The following is a 22454-nucleotide window of genomic DNA, read 5'->3' as shown; positions in this document are numbered from 1 at the left end:
TTCTACCCGACACGCCGATCCCGGTGGTCCATTCTAGCTCGCTTCACGACCTCGTGCCGCGATTTTCGTGGAGTAGATAGGACAAGGCTTTGGCCGAAAAGGGCCAAAGCGGGGCATTACGAAGATTTAATGTGCAGTGCACAATGGCTAAGCAGCCGGCAAACGAACCAACGAACGCCTCTGCGACCAGTCCGAAAACTGTCAGATGTGTTGAGATTCAGGTCAGGCCGAGTCGAAAACGATGGTTTTCGAGAACCGGCCTACGCCAGCCGTAGCCTTCATAGGGCGGAGACACTTATGAGGGCTTCGGCCGGCGAAGGCCGGAGCGGAGCGTACTTTTCGTACGTGAGCACCGGAAGCGCAGAAAGCCAGCGTTTGCAGGCCGGCCTCACCTGAATATCGGCACATCTAACGGAGCATTGGCCACAGAGTCGCCGCCAAGAGCACACCCATGGCGATATTGAACCATTTCAGCCGCACCGGATCCGACAGGAAGCCGCGCAGCGCCGTGCCGAAGCCGGCCCATACCGAAACGCTGGGCAGGTTGACGATGGTGAAGGCGATCGAGATCAGCGCCACCGAGACGAACGGGTGATCGGCATTGGTGTAGACAGCCATCGCGGTGATCGCCATCACCCATGCCTTGGGGTTCACCCACTGGAATGCGGCGGCGTCGATGAAGCGCATCGGCCGCCCCTCCGCTCCTTTTCCGTCGCTTATCGAGCGCGACATGGCGATCTTCCAGGCGAGGTAGAGCAGGTAGGCGGCGCCGGCGATCTTCAGCGCCGTATGCAGCGCCGGCACCGCGGTCAGCACCGCGCCGAGCCCGAAGCCGACGGCCAGCAGCAGGACCAGGAAGCCGATGCTGATGCCCAGCATGTGCGGAACCGTCCTGGCGATACCGAAATTGACGCCGGAAGCCAGCAGCATGAGGTTGTTCGGCCCCGGCGTGATCGAAGTCACGAAGGCATAGACCAACAGGGCAAGGAATGTGTCGAGCGACATGTTATCCTCCCGGATATGTCAGCCTTACTGTCCTTTAGCGAATGCGCAAAAGCCAGAACCGGGCAACCGCCGGGCCAAAGCTTGAAAACAGGATGGTCGTCCTGTTTCACATTCCCTGCGAACCGCGGTTCATCGCTGCGACGCCGGTGCGGCAGATCTCGACAAGGCCAAGCGGCTTCATGATGGCGATGAACTGGTCGAGCTTGGAGCCCTTGCCGGTGATCTCGAAGATGAAATGCTCGGTGTTGGCGTCGATCACGCTGGCGCGGAACGCGTCGGCGAGCCTCAGCGCCTCGACCCGGGCGTCGCCGGTGCCGGCGACCTTGACCAGCGCCAATTCCCGTTCCAGCGGCCGCTCCTGGCCTAGCTCATGCGAGCGCACGGTCAGGTCGACCACCCTGTGCACCGGCACGATGCGCTCGAGCTGGTGCTTGATCTGCTCCATCACATGCGGCGTGCCGCGCGTCACGATGGTGATGCGCGACAGATGCTTCTCATGCTCGGTCTCGGAAACGGTAAGGCTCTCGATGTTGTAGCCACGACCGGAAAACAGGCCGATGACGCGTGCAAGCACGCCCGGCTCGTTGTCGACCAGCACTGAAAGCGTGTGCGTTTCCGGCTTCTCGGTTTCCTTGGCGATAAAATAGGCGGAGCCGGTCGGTTGAAGGTGCTGTGCGTTCATAAGGTGAATCTCGATTTCAGACTTTTGAGCTAATTCTCTGTTTGCGCACGGCTTTCTCGCGACAGCCCCGCCTTGATGGCTGGTGTTATGGATGGAGCATGATGTTGCCCGAAAACCGCTTCTCACTTTTCGGCATCATGCTCTAAACTAGTTCCCTGCCCTTGGCGTCGATGGCGTTGGCCACCGCCTCGTCGGTCGCCTCGTCGGGCAGAAGCATCTCGTTATGTGCCTTGCCCGATGGGATCATCGGGAAGCAGTTGGCCAAGGTCGCCACGCGGCAGTCGAACAACACCGGCTTCTTGACCGAGATCATCTCCTTGATCGCGTCGTCGAGCTCGTCCGGCTTGTCGCAGCGAATGCCGTGGCCGCCATAGGCTTCCGCCAGCTTGACGAAGTCCGGCATCGCCTCGGTGTAGGAATGCGACAGCCGGTTGCCGTGCAGCAGCTGCTGCCATTGGCGCACCATGCCCATATACTGATTGTTGAGGATGAAGATCTTGATCGGCGCCTCATACTGCACCGCCGAGCTCATTTCCTGCATGGTCATCTGCACCGAAGCGTCGCCGGCAATGTCGATGACCAGCGCGTCGGGATGCGCGATCTGCACGCCGAGCGCGGCCGGCAGGCCGTAGCCCATCGTGCCGAGACCGCCGGACGTCATCCAACGATTCGGCTTGTCGAAATGATAGTGCTGCGCCGCCCACATCTGGTGCTGGCCGACTTCGGTGGTGATGTAGGTGTCCTTATCTTTGGTCAGTTCGTAGAGCCGCTGGATCGCGTATTGCGGCATGATCACGTCGTTGTTCATCTTGTAGGCGAGCGAATCCCGCGCCCGCCATTTCGCGATCTGCTCCCACCACGGATAGAGCGCCTTCTTGTCGACCTTGGCGGTCGCCCGCCACAGCCGCACCATATCTTCGAGCACCCGGCCGACATCGCCGATAATCGGCACCTCTGTGTGAACGTTTTTGTTGATCGACGACGGGTCGATATCGACGTGGATCTTCTTCGAGTTCGGCGAGAATGCGTTGAGCCGGCCGGTGATGCGATCGTCGAAGCGCGCGCCGATGCAGACTATCACGTCGCAGTCATGCATGGCCATATTGGCTTCGTAGGTGCCGTGCATGCCGAGCATCCCGACCCAGTTCTTGCCGGATGCCGGATAGGCGCCGAGGCCCATCAGCGTCGAGGTGATCGGAAAACCGGTGAGATCGACCAGCTCGCGCAGCAGATGGCTGGCTTCCGGACCGGAATTGATGACGCCGCCGCCCGAATAGATGATCGGCCTCTTCGCGCCGGCCATCAGCTCGACGGCGGCCTTCACCTTTTCCAGGTCGCCCTGGACCTTCGGCTGATAGCTGGTGCGCGGCGCCGTCTGCGGCGGCACGTAGATGCCCTTGGCGAACTGCACGTCCTTCGGAATATCGACCACGACCGGGCCGGGTCGGCCGGTCGTCGCGACATGGAACGCCTCATGGATGGTGGCGGCGAGCTCGTTGACGTCCTTCACCAGCCAGTTGTGCTTGGTGCAGGGCCGCGTGATGCCGACCGTGTCGCATTCCTGGAAGGCGTCGGAGCCGATCAGCGAGGTCGGCACCTGGCCGGTCAGGCAGACCAGCGGGATCGAATCCATCAGCGCGTCCTGCAACGGCGTCACCGCGTTGGTGGCGCCCGGGCCCGACGTCACCAGCATGACGCCGGCCTTGCCGGTCGAGCGCGCATAGCCTTCGGCCGCGTGGCCGGCGCCCTGCTCGTGCCGCACCAGAATGTGCTCGACGTCGTCCTGCTGGAAAATCTCGTCGTAGATCGGAAGCACGGCGCCGCCCGGATAGCCGAACACATGCTTGACGCCGTTGTCCTTCAGCGCCTGCACCACCATTTCGGCGCCCGTCATCTCGCGCCGCTCGTTCTGTCCGTTGCTCATCGGTCTGGTCCCGTAATGTTCGCCGCCTGGCGATTTGCTGGTCGTTTAGTCGTGTTCAAGGCAATAAAAAAGGCCCCCGAGGGAGCCTGTGTGATGCGCATGGGAGGTTTTCGCCCGGCGGTTACACCGCCTTGCCCACGCGCCAGCCTACGAGAATGAGTGCCGTTTTCATGGGCGCGGACAATAAGGGCCAAAACGCGGGCTCGTCAATGGGGTCCAGCGCGAATTCACTCGCCTGTGAGAGACGGCGCCTGCGCGCTACCGCCCCACAGCTACCATAGTACAGTTGAGCGTCGCTCTCCGACGCACCACTATACGCTGGCAAAAGACGTGCGAGGAGGACGCATGGCTGGCGAGCACATACGCGAGATCGAGCAGGTCGTGTCCGGCGTGCGATCGTCTCGCGACGATGTCATAGTTCAATCCTGGCCGCGCTGCATCGATACCCATCGACTCGACCCGGCACGGCCGATCGAAGCCCATATCGTCCTAACAGATTGATTTCATTGCAATCGCTCATGAGCGTCGCGGTTGGCAGGCTGCTTGCTGCTCATGCCGGACTCTAGCAAAGTGGAGGAGAACAAATGCTCGAGAGAACACCCACCACCAAGGCGCAGGCGCTGCTCGACAAATTCGGCAAGGCGCTGGAAGCCGGCGACATCGACAGCGCCGTCAACTGCTTCCAGGCCGATTGCTACTGGCGCGACCTCGTCACCTTCACCTGGAACCTGAAGACGATGGAGGGCCAGGACCAGATCCGCGACATGCTGCAGGCGACGCTGGCCAGCACCAGGCCGACCGGATGGGCGGTGGCCAAGGACGAGGAAGCGAACGAGGACGGCGGCATCATCACCGCCTGGATCACCTTCGAGACGAGCGTTGCGCGCGGCTTTGGCCTCGTGCGGTTCAAGGGCGACCTGATCTGGACCCTGCTCACCACCATGGCGGAGCTGAGAGGCCACGAGGAGAAGGCCGGCTTCACCCGCCCGCTCGGCGCCAAGCACGGCCACGGCAAGGGCCGCAAGACGTGGCGTGAGGAGCGCGACGACGAGATCGCCGAGCTCGGCCACACCAGGCAACCCTATGTCGTTATCATCGGCGGCGGCCAGGGCGGTATCGCGCTCGGCGCCCGGCTGAAGCAGCTCGGCGTGCCGGCCATCATCGTCGAGAAGAACGAGCGCCCGGGCGATTCCTGGCGCAAGCGCTACAAGTCGCTCTGCCTGCACGACCCGGTCTGGTACGATCACCTGCCCTATATCGACTTCCCGAAGAACTGGCCGGTCTTCGCGCCCAAGGACAAGATCGGCGACTGGCTGGAAATGTACACCAAGGTGATGGAGCTGAACTATTGGTCTTCCACCACCGCCAAATCCGCCAAATACGACGAGAAGGCCAAGGAATGGACGATCGTCGTCGAGCGCGGCGGCAAGGAGATCGTGCTGAAGCCGAAGCAACTGGTGCTGGCGACCGGCATGTCGGGCAAGGCGAACTGGCCGAAATACAAAGGCCAGGACATCTTCAAGGGCGAGCAGCAGCACTCCTCGACCCATCCCGGACCGGACAAATACCGCGGCAAGAAGGTGGTGGTCATCGGCTCCAACAACTCGGCCCACGACATCTGCGCGGCGCTGTGGGAAGGCGGCGCCGATGTGACCATGGTGCAGCGCTCGTCGACCCACATCGTCAAGTCGGACACGCTGATGGATATCGGGCTTGGTGCGCTCTACTCCGAGCAGGCGGTGGAGAACGGCATGACGACGGGCAAGGCCGACATGATCTTCGCTTCGTTGCCCTACCGCATCCTGCATGAGTTCCAGATCCCGCTTTACCGGCAGATGAGGGAGCGCGACGCGAAATTCTACGACGACCTGGAAAAGGCCGGCTTCATGCTCGACTGGGGCGACGATGGGTCGGGCCTGTTCATGAAATATCTGCGCCGCGGCTCCGGCTACTACATCGATGTCGGCGCCTGCGACCTCGTCATCGACGGCTCGATCAAGCTGAAGAGCGGACCGGGTGCCGCGGTTCAGGAACTCACCGAAACCGGCGTCAAATTCGTCGACGGCACCGAACTGTCGGCCGACCTGGTCATCTATGCGACCGGCTACGGCTCGATGAACGGCTGGGCCGCCGACCTCATCTCGCAAGAGGTGGCCGACAAGGTCGGCAAGGTCTGGGGCCTCGGCTCCGCCACCACCAAGGATCCGGGTCCCTGGGAGGGCGAGCAGCGCAACATGTGGAAGCCGACGCAGCAGGAAGCGTTGTGGTTTCACGGCGGCAACCTGCACCAGTCGCGCCACTATTCGCAGTATCTGTCGCTGCAGCTGAAGGCGCGCCAAGTTGGCCTGCCGACGCCCGTCTACGGACTGCAGGAGGTCTACCACAAGAGCTGACGCACGGCGCGCTCGCGGATGGCAGAAAGCCGGCCGACCGGCCGGGCTTCTGCCGTCTATGCCGCCTTTTCAGCCGCGAACTTCTTCACCACTCGATCGAGCAACGGCACGTAGTCGCGAAAGGCCCGCGTCTTCATGTCGGCGACCTTGCCGCCCTCGTCCCAGATCCGCACGCGCACCGCTTCGTCGTGGAAGGGATTGCTGCGGAACTCAGCCACCTCCTCCGCGCTCATCGGCCCGCCCTGCAGCGACAGCGTATGCACCGAAGCCGGCGACAGCTTGCCGAAATAGGTCGGATCGGTGGCGCACAGATAACGCTTGGCCGAGACATGCAGCCTGACGCATTCGACGATGACCGGCGGGAAGAACGGCGCCAGCACCTCACCGCCCGCCTCGTCATGGTGCTTGTCCTCGACGTCGTCGGGCGAATAGGTGCCGAACTCGCTGGTGTAGTGGCCTATGTCGTGCAGCAGCGCCGCCGCCACAAGCTCCTCCGGCGCGCCGTCCTGCTCGGCCAGCCACGCGCCCTGCAGCATATGCTCTGACATGGTGACCGGCTCGCCGAGATAGGATTCGGCGCCGCGGCGCTCGAAAATATCGGCGATGAACTCGACGATGTTGCCTGCGTTCAATTCGTTCGGCTTCATTCCGCCGCCTCCTGGAAACCATGCTCGATCGCGGCAAGCGTCGACAGCAGGCCGTCCTTGTCGGCGTAGCAGCCCTGCAGCCAGCGCTTGCCGCTGCCGGAAAACGCCTTGCGCGCATGCATGACGCGGGTGTTGTCGACGATGAAGCATTGCCCCGCCTCGAGCTTGAACGTGACCTCGAAGGCAGGATCCTCGATCAGCTCGGCGAACCGGCGATAGGCCGCATAATATTTGTCCATCTCAGCGAAGGGCACATCGACGGTCGGGGCCAGCGAGCGGTTGTTGAAGCGGATGCAGATGAGCTCGCCATCGGGCCCGAGTTCGATCATCGGCCGCTTGGACTGGAGCCGCACACCCGACGAGCCGGCATATTCGAAACGCGCCGGATAGGAAGAGAGCAGCCGGAAGCCGTCCGGGTTTTCCGCCTGGAGTGCCGCCGCCACCGCAAACCCGTCGACGACGCTGGACTCGCCGCCTTCCACCGTGTTCTCGATGCAGGCGAGGATCTGCAGCGTCGGCACCGGATCGCGATAGGGATTGTCGGTATGCGCCTGCAGGCCGAGATTGGTGTAGGCGAGATTGTTCGGATTGACCTCTGCGCGCACCTCAAACCAGCGCCCGTAATTGGTCTCCCTTATATAGCCGAACAGGTCCGCCACCTTGCACAGCGCGCCGGATTCGGCAGGCAGGCCGTCCATGATAGCGAAGCCGAAGCTGCGGACCGCGGCCAGCCATTGCCGCAGCACATTGCTGTCGCGGCTGGCCTCGGCATAGGCCGCGCGCGGCACGGAATTCTGCATCGTGGCTTTCGTCCAGCGCTCTATGTCGCTTGCCGTCCAGCCAGGCTCGCGCACCTCCTTGCGATCATAGGCATGGCCGCGCAGCCAGCCGGCGGGAAAGCCGACGATCTTGCCATCGGGAACGAACGTGACTTCGAGCAGCTCGCCCTTGATCGTTGCCGCGCCGATCCGCGTCTCAGCCGGAATATCGAGGATGGTGATCAGCCGCTGTCCGTTGCCGGCGCTGCGCGTCTTGTCGTCCAGCGCGTTGTCGCGCAGCCATATGGCATGGAAGCGGCTCACCGTTCCGTCCTTCCAGCAAAGCTCGATCACTCGTCCGTCGTCGGCTAGCGTTGCCGTCCTCAACATGTCCCGAAAGCTCCCATCCTTTCCCCGCCACTAGGGGCACGGATTGCATGGTGGCTTCATCAAAGGCATAATTCAAATTATCGTTTTTCGGGTATTGGCGCCAAATTTCTGATGGCTGGAAGAACTTTCGACACGATGCCTCCGCTCGACTGGCTGCGCAGTTTCGAGGCTGCCGCCCGCCTGTCGAACTTCACCGCCGCGGCCGCCGAGCTCGGGCTTACGCAAGCCGCCGTCAGCCAGCACATCCGTTTTCTGGAGGAGCGGCTCAAGACGCGATTGTTTGCGCGCCTGGCGCGCGGCGTGGCATTGTCGCCGGAAGGCGCAGCCTATCTCCCGCACATCCAGTCGGCATTCGCGACCATCGGCAACAGCACGAACGAGCTGTTCGAGCCGCGTGCCGTGCAGATCGTCAGCATCCGCGTCCCCATCTCCTTCGCGATGCTGGTGCTGGTCCCGGCTCTTCCGGACCTGGCAAAGGTGCTGCCGCAGATCCGGCTCGATTTGGTGACCATCCATCGGCCGACCGACTACGACCAGCCGGGCTCGGCGCTTGACATACGCTTCGGCAACGGATCCTTTCCCGGGCGTGAGGCCGACAGGCTGACCGTCGAGCGGCTTGTCCCGGTCGCGGCTCCGCCGCTCGCCCAAGGTGGCGAGTGGACGTCATTGCCGCTTCTCCTGGTGGCGGGCGCGCGCGAGATGTGGGCGGAATGGTTCGCCGCCGCGGGCGTTTCCGGCCATCCCCGCCGCTCGCACCGCTTCGACAGTTTCGTCGCCGCCATGGAAGCCGCGAAGGTCGGCGCCGGGGCGCTGCTCGGCTCGCGGCCACTGATCGACGCGGCCCTCAAGGACAAGGTTCTCATCAGGCTTTCGGATTTCGAGCTTTCGAGCCCGTCGGGCCATTTCCTGACGAGACCGTCATCGTCGCGGCTCTCCGGCGCCGAGCAGGATTTTAGCCGCTGGCTTCTGTCGCGCATCGCCAGGATTTCAGGATAGCCTGTCGGCCGCTGCCCCGATCCGTTTCCAGTAGATAAGGGTGCCGGTGAGCCCGCCATGTGGCTTAAGCGCGAAATCGGGGATCTCACCGGCCAAGGTGAAACCAAGTTTCTCATAAAGCCCGGCCGCGCCCTCTTCGCTGGCCGTGTCCAGCACCAGCAGCGTACGGCCTTTGTCGACGGCCAGGTTCTCCGCTGCCCGCATCAGGGCGGTCGCGATGCCTTTGCCGCGATGGTTCCGGCCGGTCATCAGCTTGGCGATCTCGGCGCGGTGCGGTTGGTTGGGCGGGAAGTCGAGCAACAGCGTGACGGTGCCGGCAAGCGCCTCGCCATGCCATGCGCCCAGCACCGCCCTTTCGCCGCGCGCGGCCGCCGCAAGCGACTTGCGCCAGAAATCCCGCGCCGCCTCCGCCGACAATGGATGCATGAAGCTCACCGATCCGCCGGCGGCGACCGTCTCGATCAGCAGGTCGGTGAGCATCGCGATGGTCGCCGCATCGTCGCGCAACGCCCGGATTTCAAGGGAATTCATGCTGGTGCTCTCCAGGTGACGAAACATCGGGGACAGGTCATTCGAAATGGCCGATGCGTTTGCGTCGTCGCGCCCGCCGGATTTCGGCAATACGGTCGGCGTCGTCCTCGCTGAGATGGCGGCCACGCTCCAGGATCTCGAGCGTATATTCCTCATAGGTCAGACCGAGCCGCTCGGCCCGTTCCAGCCGCATCAGCATGACGGCGTCGCTTGGCGCCCTCCACGCCTCGTCGTGGGCGGCGCGCCAGGCGAGGAAAATGTAGGCATCGCCCTTGCCCCAGGGCGGGCCGTCATAGTCGTCGAGCGGCGGCCCGCCATTGTGCGAGCGTTTTGGCCGGCGAGACATCGGAGTCAGTCCCTGACCAGCGCCACGAGATACTCCGCCGCATCCGGTCCGGGAGCATGAAAGACGCAATCCGAGGGCGCGCCCAGCGCCAGGCAGTCGCCAGGCTCGAGCCGGTGCACCACATCGCCCTCGGTGAAATCGAGCCGTCCTTCGATCAGCCATATCTGCTGTTTGATAAAGGCGTAGGACGCCGCCGGCAAACTGACTTTGGCACCTGCCGGAAGGCTGACCCTGACCAGTTCCAGCGGCATCTGCGATGCCGGCGATAGATGCCGCCTGATGTACCCGGTTGCCGGATCCTGCCAGATCGGCTGCTCGTCCCGGCGCGAAATACCGCCGCCTTGCATCTCGGCCCGTGCAATCAGCGTCGACAGCGTCATGCCGAAGGCCGCCGCGATGCGCACCAGAAGCGCTGCGGTCGGACTGGTCGTACCGCGTTCGATGGCGCTCAGCATCGCCTTCGAAACGTCCGAGCGCTCGGCCAATTCGGCGAGCGACCAAACCCTCACCGTTCTTTCGGAGCGTATCCGCCTGCCGATCGTGGCGGTAATGCTATCCGATATATCATCCATTCGTCCAATATATCGGATTTTTTCAGCCTGGAAAGAGGCCAGTCGATCGAATTGTCGCGCCGGGCTTAACGCTGCCTACACCATCCAACCTCACCTGACTTTAACCCCGATTGGGTAGGGTCGAAGCTCTAGGGGAATGGGATCAGGCCAGCCATGTTTGTCGAACGCGAAGCCTCCGTTGGCGAACCGACTTCGCAGGAGCGCCGCAACATCCAGCAGAACGACAAGCGTATTCTGGGCAATGTCGTGCAATGCGACGGCGCGCGCGCCACCATCAGTGCCCATGCCGAAGATACCGAAGGCGCGATCAGCGGCCTTTGGACCGTCGGTAAGATGATCTCCATCAATCTCGGTTCGACACGAACGGTCGGCCTTGTCTATGCCATCGGCAAATCGGATCGCGCCTGGAACCACGAAGGGCAGAATCCGATTGAGGTCAGCGTCGAACTGGTCGGCGAAGTGCGCGACGGCGTCGACCCCGGCGCCAAGCCGGTGTTCGACCGTGGCATCACCACCTATCCGCATATCGGCGCCATCGCTCACCGCATCCGAACCCGCGACCTGCAGGCGGTCTACGATCTGGCCGGGCGCCATTCGGTGACCATCGGCACGCTGTCGCAGGATGAATCGATCGATGCCAACATCGCCATCGACGACACGCTGGCGCGTCATTTCGCCATCGTCGGCACCACCGGTGTCGGCAAGTCGACAGCTGTCTCGCTGCTGTTGCGCAAGACGATCGAAGCGCGTCCGGATCTGCGCGTGCTCATCCTCGACCCGCATAACGAGTTCGCCGCCTCGCTGCCGGAATATTGCGTGAAGGTCGATTCCAAGACGCTCGACCTGCCGTTCTGGATGTTCAGGCTGGAGGAGTTCGCCGAAGTGCTGTTTCGCGGCCGCGAGACGGTGCCCGAGGAAGTGGATGTCCTGCGCGACCTGATCCCGGCCGCCAAGAACCTTTACCGCAACCCGAATTCCGGCACCTATGTCAGGCGCGGCAGCGACGCGCTGACGGCGGACACGCCGGTGCCTTATCGCATTGCCGATCTCATCAAGCAGATCGACGAGCGCATGGGCATGCTCGAAAGCAAGAACGACCGCCCGACCTTGAAATCGCTGAAGACGCGCATCGAATCGGCGGCGGCCGATCCGCGCTACCGCTTCATGTTCAATTCGCGGCTGATCGAGGACACCATCCACGAAACGATCGGCAACATCTTCCGCGTCCCCAACCATGGACGCCCGGTGACCTGCTTCGAGATGGCGGGCATGCCTTCGGAAGTCGTCAACTCGGTCTGCTCGGTGCTGGCACGCCTGGCCTTCGACCTGGCGCTGTGGAGCGAGGGCCGGCTGAAGCTGCTGCTGCTTTGCGAGGAAGCCCATCGCTACATGCCGGCCGATCCGCGTCTCGGCTTCGCGCCGACAAGGCACGCGCTGTCGCGCATCGCCAAGGAAGGCCGCAAATACGGCTGCTATCTCGGCGTCGTCACCCAGCGTCCGGGCGAGCTCGACCCGACCATCCTGTCGCAGTGCTCGACCTTCTTCGCCATGCGGCTTGCCAACGAGCAGGACCAGGCCATCATCCGCTCGGCGATCGCCGATTCCTCGGCCTCGACCCTGGCGTTCCTCTCCTCGATGGGGCAGCGCGAAGCCATCGCCTTCGGCGAAGGCGTGGCGACCACCATGCGGCTGAAGTTCGAGAAGCTGCCGCAGGAGTTCATCCCGGGCACCGCGAAGGGCGAGAAGATCGATCCCTCCGTGGATGGCAACGACGTCGATCTCGCCATGATCGTCGAGCGGCTGCGCAACGTGCCGAAGCCGCAGCAGGCCATGGCCTTCGCCGAGGCTGTGGATTCTTCCCGCCAGGCCGGCGACCCAGACTACAAGAAGCCGGCCACCGCCGCGCGCGTGCAGCCGGACGACGACTTCGACACGCGCTACGGCCTGAAGCCCTCGACCTTCGGCATGCGCCAGCTCAACGACTGATCTGGCGGCGCTGCAAGACACGCAAATTCCGATAGGGAATTCGTCAGGCTGAGTCGGATGGTGCCGTTTGCGAGAACCGGAGCGGAGCGGACATAAAAGTCCGTGAGCACCGGAAGCGCAGCAAATGGCGGCATACGGCCAGCCTCACGAATTCATCTTCGGAATTTTAGGCGCAGACGCGGTTGCGGCCTTGCTTCTTCGCCTCATAGAGCTGGCGGTCGGCGCGGCGGTAGAAATCCTCCGCGCTCTCCTTGTGGTCCCAGACGGCAAGGCCGACGCTGGTGGTGACCTTCAGCCGCACGTTGCCCGACATGATCGACATGTTGGCGACCGCCTTGCGGATGCGCTCGGCGAACCTGGCGAGCAATTCGACATCCATGTTGGGGGTGACGACGGCAAACTCCTCGCCGCCCAGCCGCGCCACCACGTCGTGATAGCGTGTCATGCCCCGCAGGCAGGTAGCGACGGCCCTCAGCACCTCGTCGCCGACGTCATGGCCATGCGTATCGTTGACCTGCTTGAAATGGTCGAGATCGAGGATCATCAGCCCGACTGGCCTGTCGATGCGGCGAAACTCGTGCAGATATTCGCGCAGCGCATCGTCGAAATAGCGGCGGTTCTGCATTCCGGTGAGACTGTCGGTGAGCGCCGCCTGCTCAAGCGTCTGCGAGCGAGCGCTGAGCGAAACCGTCATGGCCCTGAGCTTGCCCTCTTCCCGCACCTGGCCGCGGATCAGCGGGTAGATGAAGAAGGTGCCGAAGAACAGCGCGGTTGCCAGAAGCGCCCCGGTGACGAACAGCAGTTTGTTGAGATAGACAATTTTGTCGACGCGCGATGCGGTGTCGAGGTCGGCGGCGATGTCCTGCAATTGGCCATAGGCGTGGTAGGTCACCAGGCCCGCGGCCAGGATCACGAAAATAAAGACGAAAAATGCGGATTCCGCCTTATGGAAACGCATCTACTCCCCGCGCACTCTAGCCCCGAGGTTATGGCATGGCCGACCTTACGGACAGTTAACCCGAGCAACCTTGGCGAGAATTAGAGCCGGGGATTTTAAGGCGCTGATTGAAAAAGCTTTTAGTCAGTCCTGAACAGCCGGTTCGTCGCCCGGCCGCAGCCTGCGCCACTCCGCTCCCAGCTGATGCCTGAACCAGGTCGACTGACGCTTGGCATATTGCCGGGTCGCGATCTTGGCGCGCTCAATGGCTGCTGGAAAATCCGATTGTCCGGCCATCGCCGCCTGCAGCTCCCGCACGCCGATCGCTTTCATCGCCGGCAGGTCCGGGTCGAGACCGAGAGCGGTGAGTCGACGCACTTCGTCGAGAGCGCCCTTGTCGAGCATCTGGTCGAAACGCGCCTCGATGCGCCGGACCAGTTGCTCGCGGTCCGGCTCGATGACCAGGAAGCGCGCGCTGTCGCGATCGATCAGCGGCCGACCGCGCACCGCCTGCCATTCGAGGATCGAGCGCCCGGAAGCGTCGAGCACTTCGAGCGCCCGAACGATACGCTGGCCGTCGGTCGGCCTGAGTTGCATGGCCACAGCCGAATCCTCGTGCATCAGCAGGCGGTGCAGCCTTTCGGCCCCTTGCTCCTTGAGCTCGTAGCGCCAGCGCTCGCGGACGGACGCCGGAATGTCCGGCATATCCGAGATGCCTTCGGCCAGCGCGCGGAAGTAGAGCCCGGTGCCGCCGACGAAAGCGACCGGACGGCCCGACAGCACGCCGTCGTCAATCAGCTTTGTCACGTCGCGCAGCCAGGCGCCGGTGGAATAGGCGGTGGCGGGATGGACATGGCCGTAAAGGAAATGCGGAACGCGTGCCATTTCGGCGGCGCTCGGCCGCGCCGTCAGGACATCGAGCACCGAATAGCCCTGCATGGAATCGGTGTTGACGATGACGCCGCCATTGCATTCGGCGAGATCAAGCGCTAGCGCCGACTTGCCGCTGGCTGTCGGCCCGGCTATCAGGATCGCGTTCTTGATGCGGCCTTCGCCCGCCTGCCTGCCGGAATTCTCGATGCCGCTGATCGCCACTTTAGTGTCCCGTCCAGAAGCCCGCGCCATGCCGGCCTCGCTTGCGAATATGGCCTTGCGGGCCGCCGGCGCAAGCGCCGTTCATTGGCTGGCCGAGGACGTCGCCTGCGATCTCGTTTTGCCGCAGACGCCGGATATCGGCGAAATGACCGCCAATCTGCGCGCGGCGCTGGCTTCCGAGCCGGTCGACGTCATCGTCCAACCGGCCGAAGGCAGGCGCAAGAAGATCCTGCTCGCCGATATGGATTCGACCATGATCGACCAGGAATGCATCGACGAGCTTGCCGACGAGATCTGCGTCAAGGATCATGTGGCGGCGATCACCGCGCGCTCGATGAATGGCGAGATCGCCTTCGAGCCCGCCTTGCGGGAGCGCGTCGCCTTGCTGAAAGGCCTCGACACAGCCGTGGTCGACCGCATCATCGCCAATCGGCTGACGCTCGCCTCCGGCGGCCGCGCCTTGGTGCAAACGATGCGCGCCCATGGCGCCTGGACGGCGCTGGTCTCTGGCGGCTTCGACGTCTTCACCAGCCGCATCGCCGATATGCTGGGCTTCCAGGAAAACCGCGCCAACCGCCTGATCGAAAAAGACGGCACGTTCACCGGCATGGTGGCCGAGCCGATCCTCGGCCGCGCCGCCAAGGCCGAAGCATTGCTCGACATCGCGGCACGGCTCGGGCTGACGACCGAGGATGCCATCGCGGTCGGCGACGGCGCCAACGATCTCGACATGATCCGTCTTGCCGGCACCGGCATCGCGCTTCACGCCAAGCCGACGGTGGCCGAGCAGGCCCGCATCCGCATCGATCACGGCGATCTGACCGCGCTGCTCTATCTCCAAGGCTACCGCCGGGATGAGTTCGTCGAATGAAGCCGATCCGCACCGAGCGCCTGATCCTGCGCAACTGGGAGGAGCGCGACCGCGAGCTTTTCCACCGCGTCAACTCCGACGAGCGCGTGATGGAGTTCTTCCCGTTCCGCCGCGACCGTGCGACCGCGGATGCCAAGATGGACGAATTCCGCGCCTGGATCGATGAGGATGGCTACGGCTTCGCCGCCGCCGAGATCGCGGCCACCGGCGAATGCATCGGCTTCGTCGGTCTCCTGGATACGAATGATGTGCCATCGCTACCGGACGGCACGATCGAGATCGGCTGGCGGCTGGCGCCGGAATTCTGGGGCAAGGGCTATGTCACCGAAGCGGCTGAAGCCTGGCTCGCCTTCGGCTTCGAAACGCTGAGGCTGGAGGAGATCGTCTCCTTCGCCGTCGCCGAAAACCATCGCTCCATCGCCGTCATGAAGCGACTCGGCATGCAAGCCGATGCGGGCGCCGATTTCGATCATCCGAGCGTTCCCGACAGCCATCCGCACCTCAAGCGGCATGTCCTCTACAGGCTGTCGCGCCAGGATTGGCAGGCACGAAAAAGGGCGGCTCGCTAGCCGCCCTATTCATTGAAACATCAATCGGTTACCGGACGTTCCGGACTCAATCCATCCGGATCGTCACGAAGCGCAGTTCGCCGGTCTTCGACGCCAGCATCAAGAGCGCGTTCTTGCGGCCCTGCTCCTTCAGCGCGCCGATCCGGTCCATGACGTCCTTCGGCGTGCCGACCGATTCCTGCGCGATCTCGGTGATCACCTCGCCGGGCTGGATGCCGCGCTCGGCCGCCGCCGAATTCTTGGCGACGTCGGTGATGACCACGCCGGACACATCGGCCGCGATGCCGAACTTCTGCCGTGTCTGGTCGTTGAGCTCGCCGACGGTCATGCCGAGCACCGAGGCCGTCGATACCGGAGGCGTCGCCTTGTCGCCCTTGTCCTGGTCGGTGTTGCCGTTCTCGCCGCTGGCGAGCTTTTCGCCGTCCTCCAGCCGTCCGAGCGTCACCTTGACGGTCTGCTCGACCCCCTTGCGCACGATGACGACGTCGACCGCCTTGCCGACCGGGCTTTCGGCGACGACACGCGGCAGGTCGCGCATTTCATGGATATCCTTGCCGTCGAACTTGATGATGACGTCGCCGGCCTGCACCGAACCGTTGTCGACCGGCCCGCCCTTGATGACGCCGGCCACCAGCGCGCCCTTGGCGGTCGCCATTCCAAGGCTTTCGGCGATGTCCGCCGTCACCGGCTGGATGCGCACGCCAAGCCAGCCGCGCCGCGTCTCGCCATACTGGCGAAGCTGGTCGACGACGCCGGCGGCAAGCTGCGAGGGGATGGAAAAACCGATGCCGATCGAGCCACCCGACGGCGAGATGATCGCGGTGTTGATGCCGATGACCTCGCCCTCGGCATTGAACAGCGGGCCGCCGGAATTGCCGCGGTTGATGGCGGCGTCGGTCTGAATGAAGTCGTCATAGGGGCCGGAATTGATGTCGCGGTTGCGCGCCGAGACGATGCCGACCGTCACCGTGCCGCCCAGGCCGAACGGATTGCCGATCGCCATCACCCAGTCGCCGACGCGCATCTTGGTGGAATCGCCGAATTTCACCGCCGTCAGCTTGTGACCCTTGGGGTCGACCTTCAGCACCGCGACATCGGTCTTGGTGTCGGTGCCGACGAGCGTCGCCTTCAGCGTGATGCCGTCGGAGAAATTGACCTCGATATCGTCGGCATCGGCGATGACGTGGTTGTTGGTCACCACGATACCCTGCTCGGCATCGACGACGAAGCCGGAGCCGAGCGACTGCACCTTCTGCCCGGCGCCGCCCTTGTCGCCGCCGCGATTCTTGAAGAAATCGTCGAAGAAGTCCTGGAACGGCGAGCCCTCGGGCAGCTGCGGCATCGGCACCGCGCCCGGCCCTTCCGTGCCTTTCACCGTCTGCGAGGTCGAGATGTTGACCACCGCGCCAAGCAGGCGCTCGGCGAGATCGGCGACCGAGGGCGGCCCGTCGGAGGCGATCGTCGGTGTGACGAAGGACGGGACGGCAACAATGCCGACCGCGAATGCGGTGGCGCCGGCGAAGACCATGCGCCGCGCCGCGCGCAACAGGGTGTCGGATATCATCGTGGCCTCCCGGTGTGTCTGAAAAGGACAGGCGTTTTCCGCAAAGACGCCCTGTCCGGTTCATGTTGGCAAGAAATACGGCACGTTTGCGGCTATGCCCGTCTTCTCAGGATAAATCGTCCGTCGCCGCGGCACCAATGAATTTCATCAGCCGCGAACCAGCCACACAATGGCGACGCCAACCGCGATTGCCGCCAATCCTCCGAACCGCAGCGCGTTCTCGGGCATCGACTGCATTTCCGTCGCCAGTTTCCGGGCTAGGCCCGGAAACCCGCCATAGACCAGGCCCTCTATCACCAGGACCAGCCCGATCGCCGCGACAAAGTCCTGCACCGCCGCTACTGGGCGGTGCCGGGTTGCGCGGCCGGTGCGGCAGGCGGCGTCGCAGGCGCGGCCGGCTGCCCGGGCTGAGGCTTGCTGTCCGGATCACGGAAGTAGCGGAAGAACTCGGATTCGGGCGAGAGCACCATCGTCGTTCCGGTGCTGTCCAGCGCCGTGCCGTAGGCATTCATCGAGCGATAGAAATCGAAGAAGGCCGGATCGCGCTTATAGGCGTCCGCGAAGGTCGCGCTGCGCTGCGCCTCGCCCTCGCCGCGCAGGATTTCCGATTCCTTCTGCGCCTCGGCGACGATCTCGACGACCTCGCGGTCGGCCCGCGCCCTGATGCGCTGCGCCGCCTCGTTGCCGCGCGCCCTCAGACGCTCGGCTTCCGCCAGGCGCTCGGCCTTCATGCGGTCATAGGTCTGCTGCGAGACTTCCGCCGTCAGGTCGGTCCGGCGGATGCGCACATCCTCGATGTCGAGGCCGAGCGAGGTCGCGTCGGGGCGAAGCTGATCGCGCACCTCGCGCATCATGACGCCGCGTTCCTCGGAAAGCGCGGCCTCGAAGTCGCGCAGGCCGTAGACACGGCGAAGCGCCGCATCGAGACGCGTCCGCAGCCGTGCCTCGGCCAATTCCACCTGACCGGACACCGCCGCGCGGAACGTGCGCGGATCCGAGATGCGATAGGCGATGAAGGCGTCGACCTCGTAGAACTTGCCGCCCGAGACCTGGACGCGGATGTTGTCGAGATCGAAGCGCATCACCCGCTTCTCGACCATCTGCACGCTGTCGGCATCGAAGAAGGCGAATGGCGCCTTGAAGTAGATGCCGGGCTCGCTCTTGACGTCGATGATCTCGCCGAACCTGAGCACGATCGCCTGCTGGCCGGCATTGACCACGAACACCGAGGAGTAGAGCAGGAACAGAAGGACAGCCGCAATGACGGCGACGATGGGAAGACGGTTGGCCATCACTGGTTGCCTCCCGTCGTGACGCCGCCCAGCGGGGCCGGCGCCGGCTGCGCTTTCGGCTGCAATGCCGGCAGCGGCAGGTAAGGCAGCACGCCCTGACCGTTGCCCTGCTCGACGACGACCTTGTTGGAGTCCTTCAGGATCCTCTCCATGGTTTCGAGGTAGAGGCGCTTGCGCGTGACGTCGGGCGCCTTGGCATATTCGTTGTAGACGGAGATGAAGCGCTGCGCCTCGCCTTCCGCCTCCTGCACGACGCGGTTCTTGTAGGCGGCGGCGTCCTCGCGGACCTGCGCCGCCTGGCCGCGCGCCTGGCCGAGCTTCTGGTTGGAATACTGGTTGGCCTGCTCGACGAACTTGTCCTCGTCCTGCTCGGCGCGCTGCACCTCGTCGAACGCGTCGGCCACCTCGCGCGGTGGTGCCGCGTCCTCGATCGAGACTGCGTTGACCTGGAGACCGGTCTTGTAGCCATCGAGCGTGCCCTGGATGATCTCGCGCACCCCGGTTGCGATACCCTGGCGGTCGTCGCGGAAGATGTCCTGCGCCGGCCGCCGGCCGACGACTTCGCGCATGGCGCTCTCGGCGACCTGGGTCAGCATGCCGTCGGGATCTGAAACATCGAACAGATAGGCTCTGGGATCGGAGACCTGGTAGGCCACCGAGAACTGCACGTTGACGATGTTCTGGTCGCCGGAGAGCATCAGCCCGGAGCCGCTGCTCGACCCGCCGCCGATGCTGACGAGCTGCTCGGAGATCTTGGCAGTCTCGACCGTTTCGATCGGCCACCAGTGGAAATGCAGGCCCGGCTGCGAAAGCTCGGTCTTCGGCTGGCCGAAGCGCAGTTCGACGGCAACCTCGTCGGGCTGCACGGTATAGATCGCCTTGAAGGCCCATAGCACGATGAGGGCCAGCGCGATCAGCCCGAGCACCGCCGGGCTGGCGCCACCGCCGCCCGGAAGCGCGCGCCGCAGCCTGTCCTGGCCGCGGCGGATGATGTCCTCGAGATCGGGGGGCGAACCCTGCGGGCCGCTTGGCCCTTTCGGTCCCTGCCCCCAGGGCCCCTGATTGCCGCCGCCGCCCCATGGGCCGCCGCCACCGCTCTTGTCGTTCCAGGGCATGAATGTCCTTTCGCTTCGGTTCCCTCAGGCCTTGCGGCGCAATCCTAGCGCATGACCACGAAAACCCATATCGGTTTTCGAAAAGGAATCATGCCCCAAAATCAAAGTATTACGGCGGCCTCTTGCGCGTCCGGTTGGACGCGCGCCGCTGCAACACCGTTCTTCTATAGGGACGCCTTGACCCGCTTTCAACGCGATGTGCCATCGTCCCCGTGCGATTTGGACGGGTAGCGACCCTTTGTCGTCGTCAACGATCGTCGCGTCGGCGCTCGTAAACCGTGTAACGCGTGGCGTGGCTGTCTTTCTCGCCGGCAGGAAAATCCTCGGCGCTGACCACTTGCCAGGCGCCCGGATCGATCGGCGGAAAATGGGCGTCGCCATCGACGCTGGCCAGCACATGGGTCACGTGCAGCCGGTCGGCAAGCGGCAAGGCCTGGGCATAGATCTCGCCGCCGCCGACCACGCAGATCTCCTCCGCTCCCGCCATGCAGCGGCCGCGCACCTTGGCCAGAGCGATCGCGTCCTCCAGCGAGTGGGCCACCTCGATGCCCTCGGCGCGCCAGGTCTTGTCGCGCGTCACCACGATGTTGAGCCGGCCGGGCAGCGGCCGGCCGATGCCTTCATAGGTCTTGCGGCCCATTATGATCGGCTTGCCCATCGTGTCGGCCTTGAAGCGCTTGAGATCGGTGGAAAGCCGCCACGGCAGGCCGCCTTCGCGGCCGATCACGCCGTTTTCGGCGATGGCGACATAGATCGCGATATCCATCAGCCGCCGTTCCCGCCATTGTCCGACGGCTCGAGCAGAAGGATGTCGATATCGTGCTCGGGATAAAAATCCTTCGCGGTGACCTCGAACGTCGTCGGTCCGACCTTTTTGACATTGTCGCCGCAGAAGGAGACGAGGCTTTTGGGGCTGCCCTTGTCGATGGTGAGCTTGAAATTGCCGATGGTGCCGGATGCCCAGTTGCCCCCCGTCGTCAGGATGTAGGCGATCCGGCTCTCGTAATATTTCGGATAACCGTCCGGATTTGCCTTGGCCGCCTTGCGCACCGCGTTCTCGAACGTCTGATCCATGCAATAGCGGGTCTTGTAGGCCGCATACTGGCCCTGGAACTGCCCATCATAGAAGAAGCTGACCGAGGACGTGCCACCGACGCTGGGCTTGTAGCGGTGCGAGACATGGACCTCCTTGTTGGCCGGGAAGGTCGAGCGCCACCAATAGGTCGAGCGTAGCTGCCAGAACGGCGCAAAGGCGGTTTGCGTGCCCGAGCCGCTATCGGCCGTATCCTCGATGATGATGCCGCGGTCTTCCCAGTCCTTGGCGACATCCTTGGGCAGCTTCGCCAGCGCCGTCTTTGCGGCGTCGCCGAACGGATAGAGCGGCACGTTCTGCGCCTTGAGATCGGCGGTGATATCGATGCCGAGCGCCAGCGCCTTTTGCTCCAGCTGCGGCTTCGCATCGACGCCGTCGATCGTCACCTCGAAGCCGAGGAAATTATCGCTCTGCGCTTCCGGGATGGCCGGCATCTCGTTGGGATCGCCTTCGATGTCGGGCATCGGAAACGCGACGATGGAGCTGACATCCTTGTCGGTGTTGTTGCGGAACACATAGTCGACCGTCACCTTCTCCGGCGAGATGAAAAGGTCCTCGCTTTGCATGGCGACGGCGTCGCTGCGCGACAGGATCAGCCCGCCGGTGCCGAGTTCGGCGACGGAATCATTGGCGAAGGCCGGGGCAGCCACGAGCGCCAGCGCTGCGGTCAGTACGGTGCGTAACATGGACCCTCCTCTCTGCGGCAATACCGGGATCAGCCGAATGCGCAGTTCCATCTAGCCGTTTCAGGACGGCGTTTCAAAGCCCTTCGTCGGCCGATACGGGTACTTCTGGACACCGCGCCGCCGATCGGGCAGGAGATCGCCATGCGCAAGCTTCTCGTCATCGGCATCGGCGCCGGCAATCCCGACCACATGACGGTCCAGGCCATCGACGGCCTGAACCGCGCCGACGTGCTGTTCATTCCCGACAAGGGGGCGAAGAAGAACGATCTTGCCGACTTGCGCCGGCAGATCTGCGACCGCTTCGTCACCAATCCGAAGTCGCGCCGGGTCGAGTTCGATGTGCCGGTTCGGGCCGAGCCGACATCGTCCTATCGTGTGACAGTCGACGACTGGCACGAAGCGATAGCGGAGATCTACGAAACCCTGATCCGCGACGAGCTTGCCGACGATGGCTGCGGCGCGTTCCTGATCTGGGGCGATCCGTCGCTCTATGACAGCGCGCTGCGTATTCTCGAGCGCGTGCGCCTGAGAGGCAATGTCGGTTTCGAGCTCGAAATCATCCCCGGCATCACCGCGATCCAGGCGCTGGCCGCCGCCCACGCGACTGCGCTCAACCGCATCGGCGATTCGATCCTGGTGACGACCGGTCGCCGGCTAACCGAAGAAGGGCTGCCAGCCAACGCCGGCTCCACCGTCGTCATGCTCGACGGCAAATGCGCCTTCAACACGCTTGCCGACAAGGACGTCCTCATCCAGTGGGGCGCCTATCTCGGCACGCCCGACGAGATCGTCATCTCCGGACGCTTAGGCGACGTCGGTGCCGAAATCGAAAGGGTTCGTGAAGACGCCAGACGAAAGAAGGGCTGGATCATGGACATTTATCTGCTGAGAAAATCAGGGGAGTAAGGGAGTAGGGGAGTAAGGTAATAGGGGGCGCACATCGCATGCGCAGGCGGCCAGGACATCACATCCTACTCCCCTACTCCCCTACTCCCCTACTCC

The 22454-nt window shown here is 63.8% G+C and carries 22 protein-coding genes; 6 read left to right on the top strand and 16 right to left on the bottom strand.

All coding sequences use genetic code 11. The features are described 5' to 3' along the window. Nucleotides 1-408: 408 nt before the first annotated feature. From FJ425_RS16620 to FJ425_RS16610, 3 genes are all read right to left on the bottom strand, one after another. Entirely contained in the window at nucleotides 409-1005 is a 597-nt protein-coding gene (locus FJ425_RS16620; protein WP_140543132.1) for a LysE family translocator, read from the bottom strand. A 106-nt stretch (nucleotides 1006-1111) separates the two neighbouring features. Continuing rightward, a complete protein-coding gene (ilvN, locus tag FJ425_RS16615; RefSeq protein ID WP_140626909.1) occupies nucleotides 1112-1687 on the bottom strand; it encodes an acetolactate synthase small subunit in 576 nt (191 codons plus the stop codon). A gap of 142 nt (nucleotides 1688-1829) precedes the next feature. Continuing rightward, nucleotides 1830-3611 (bottom strand): acetolactate synthase 3 large subunit, encoded by a 1782-nt coding sequence (locus tag FJ425_RS16610; protein WP_140724902.1) that lies wholly within the window; start codon nucleotides 3609-3611, stop codon nucleotides 1830-1832. A 584-nt stretch (nucleotides 3612-4195) separates the two neighbouring features. Here FJ425_RS16610 and FJ425_RS16605 point away from each other — a divergent pair. Further along, nucleotides 4196-6004, top strand: a complete 1809-nt coding sequence (locus FJ425_RS16605; protein ID WP_140626905.1) for an NAD(P)/FAD-dependent oxidoreductase — start codon at nucleotides 4196-4198, stop codon at nucleotides 6002-6004. 56 nt (nucleotides 6005-6060) lie between these two features. Here FJ425_RS16605 and FJ425_RS16600 read toward each other — a convergent pair whose 3' ends face one another. Further along, complete coding sequence (locus FJ425_RS16600) at nucleotides 6061-6651, bottom strand: HD domain-containing protein (RefSeq protein WP_140626903.1); 591 nt, start codon at nucleotides 6649-6651, stop codon at nucleotides 6061-6063. Then, nucleotides 6648-7799 (bottom strand): gamma-butyrobetaine dioxygenase, encoded by a 1152-nt coding sequence (locus FJ425_RS16595; protein ID WP_140724899.1) that lies wholly within the window; start codon nucleotides 7797-7799, stop codon nucleotides 6648-6650. Before FJ425_RS16595 ends, FJ425_RS16600 begins: the two co-directional genes overlap by 4 nt. A gap of 111 nt (nucleotides 7800-7910) precedes the next feature. Between FJ425_RS16595 and FJ425_RS16590 the strand changes: the two genes are divergently transcribed. Next, complete coding sequence (locus tag FJ425_RS16590; RefSeq protein WP_181175947.1) at nucleotides 7911-8795, top strand: LysR family transcriptional regulator; 885 nt, start codon at nucleotides 7911-7913, stop codon at nucleotides 8793-8795. On the opposite strand, the gene FJ425_RS16585 is transcribed toward FJ425_RS16590, so the two are convergent. Genes FJ425_RS16585 through FJ425_RS16575 form a run of 3 tightly spaced genes read right to left on the bottom strand, consistent with a single transcriptional unit; the run spans nucleotide 8787 to nucleotide 10244 of the window. Next, nucleotides 8787-9326, bottom strand: coding sequence for a GNAT family N-acetyltransferase (locus FJ425_RS16585; RefSeq protein ID WP_140724896.1), 540 nt, complete (start codon nucleotides 9324-9326; stop codon nucleotides 8787-8789). The two genes, FJ425_RS16590 and FJ425_RS16585, sit on opposite strands and share 9 nt — an antisense overlap. A 37-nt stretch (nucleotides 9327-9363) precedes the next feature. Beyond that, nucleotides 9364-9672: a hypothetical protein gene (locus FJ425_RS16580; protein ID WP_140724894.1), complete on the bottom strand. Its 309-nt coding sequence runs from the start codon at nucleotides 9670-9672 to the stop codon at nucleotides 9364-9366. Nucleotides 9673-9677: 5 nt separating this feature from the next. Further along, the gene (locus tag FJ425_RS16575) at nucleotides 9678-10244 is read right to left on the bottom strand and encodes an XRE family transcriptional regulator (protein WP_140724891.1); all 567 of its coding nucleotides are present in this window, start codon (nucleotides 10242-10244) and stop codon (nucleotides 9678-9680) included. A gap of 153 nt (nucleotides 10245-10397) precedes the next feature. Here FJ425_RS16575 and FJ425_RS16570 point away from each other — a divergent pair, with 153 nt between their 5' ends. After that, complete coding sequence (locus FJ425_RS16570; protein ID WP_140724888.1) at nucleotides 10398-12230, top strand: ATP-binding protein; 1833 nt, start codon at nucleotides 10398-10400, stop codon at nucleotides 12228-12230. 166 nt (nucleotides 12231-12396) lie between these two features. On the opposite strand, the gene FJ425_RS16565 is transcribed toward FJ425_RS16570, so the two are convergent. Together FJ425_RS16565 and miaA are read right to left on the bottom strand one after the other, a co-directional pair. Continuing rightward, on the bottom strand, nucleotides 12397-13188 hold the full coding sequence (locus FJ425_RS16565) for a GGDEF domain-containing protein (protein ID WP_140626893.1): 792 nt from the start codon (nucleotides 13186-13188) through the stop codon (nucleotides 12397-12399). A gap of 123 nt (nucleotides 13189-13311) precedes the next feature. Beyond that, entirely contained in the window at nucleotides 13312-14256 is a 945-nt protein-coding gene (gene miaA, locus FJ425_RS16560) for a tRNA (adenosine(37)-N6)-dimethylallyltransferase MiaA (protein ID WP_140628120.1), read from the bottom strand. Here miaA and serB point away from each other — a divergent pair. Further along, nucleotides 14246-15133 (top strand): phosphoserine phosphatase SerB, encoded by an 888-nt coding sequence (serB, locus tag FJ425_RS16555; protein ID WP_140724886.1) that lies wholly within the window; start codon nucleotides 14246-14248, stop codon nucleotides 15131-15133. The two genes, miaA and serB, sit on opposite strands and share 11 nt — an antisense overlap. Continuing rightward, nucleotides 15130-15702 (top strand): GNAT family N-acetyltransferase, encoded by a 573-nt coding sequence (locus tag FJ425_RS16550; protein ID WP_140724883.1) that lies wholly within the window; start codon nucleotides 15130-15132, stop codon nucleotides 15700-15702. Before serB ends, FJ425_RS16550 begins: the two co-directional genes overlap by 4 nt. Before the next feature lie 46 nt (nucleotides 15703-15748). Here the strand turns inward: FJ425_RS16550 and FJ425_RS16545 are convergent, their stop codons facing one another. From FJ425_RS16545 to FJ425_RS16520, 6 genes are all read right to left on the bottom strand, one after another. After that, entirely contained in the window at nucleotides 15749-17266 is a 1518-nt protein-coding gene (locus FJ425_RS16545; RefSeq protein WP_140545373.1) for a DegQ family serine endoprotease, read from the bottom strand. A 147-nt stretch (nucleotides 17267-17413) separates the two neighbouring features. Beyond that, nucleotides 17414-17599, bottom strand: a complete 186-nt coding sequence (locus FJ425_RS16540; protein WP_140689591.1) for a DUF2065 domain-containing protein — start codon at nucleotides 17597-17599, stop codon at nucleotides 17414-17416. A gap of 5 nt (nucleotides 17600-17604) precedes the next feature. Continuing rightward, complete coding sequence (locus FJ425_RS16535; RefSeq protein ID WP_140626885.1) at nucleotides 17605-18558, bottom strand: protease modulator HflC; 954 nt, start codon at nucleotides 18556-18558, stop codon at nucleotides 17605-17607. Then, a complete protein-coding gene (gene hflK, locus FJ425_RS16530) occupies nucleotides 18558-19673 on the bottom strand; it encodes an FtsH protease activity modulator HflK (RefSeq protein ID WP_140724880.1) in 1116 nt (371 codons plus the stop codon). The genes FJ425_RS16535 and hflK overlap by 1 nt, the downstream gene beginning before the upstream one ends. Before the next feature lie 247 nt (nucleotides 19674-19920). Further along, nucleotides 19921-20439 carry a dihydrofolate reductase gene (locus FJ425_RS16525; RefSeq protein ID WP_140724876.1) on the bottom strand — a complete coding sequence of 173 codons (519 nt, stop codon included), beginning with the start codon at nucleotides 20437-20439 and terminating at the stop codon, nucleotides 19921-19923. Further along, nucleotides 20439-21452 (bottom strand): DUF4424 domain-containing protein, encoded by a 1014-nt coding sequence (locus FJ425_RS16520; protein WP_140724874.1) that lies wholly within the window; start codon nucleotides 21450-21452, stop codon nucleotides 20439-20441. The genes FJ425_RS16525 and FJ425_RS16520 overlap by 1 nt, the downstream gene beginning before the upstream one ends. 141 nt (nucleotides 21453-21593) lie before the next feature. Between FJ425_RS16520 and cobF the strand changes: the two genes are divergently transcribed. Beyond that, the gene (cobF, locus tag FJ425_RS16515) at nucleotides 21594-22358 is read left to right on the top strand and encodes a precorrin-6A synthase (deacetylating) (protein WP_140724871.1); all 765 of its coding nucleotides are present in this window, start codon (nucleotides 21594-21596) and stop codon (nucleotides 22356-22358) included. The last annotated feature ends 96 nt before the right edge of the window (nucleotides 22359-22454 follow it).

Origin of the sequence: Mesorhizobium sp. B2-7-2 (assembly GCF_006440775.1) — a bacterium.
Classification (GTDB): Bacteria; Pseudomonadota; Alphaproteobacteria; order Rhizobiales; family Rhizobiaceae; genus Mesorhizobium.
The sequence above is the reverse complement of the archived record's forward strand: the minus strand, read 5'-3'. Positions and strand labels throughout refer to the sequence as shown.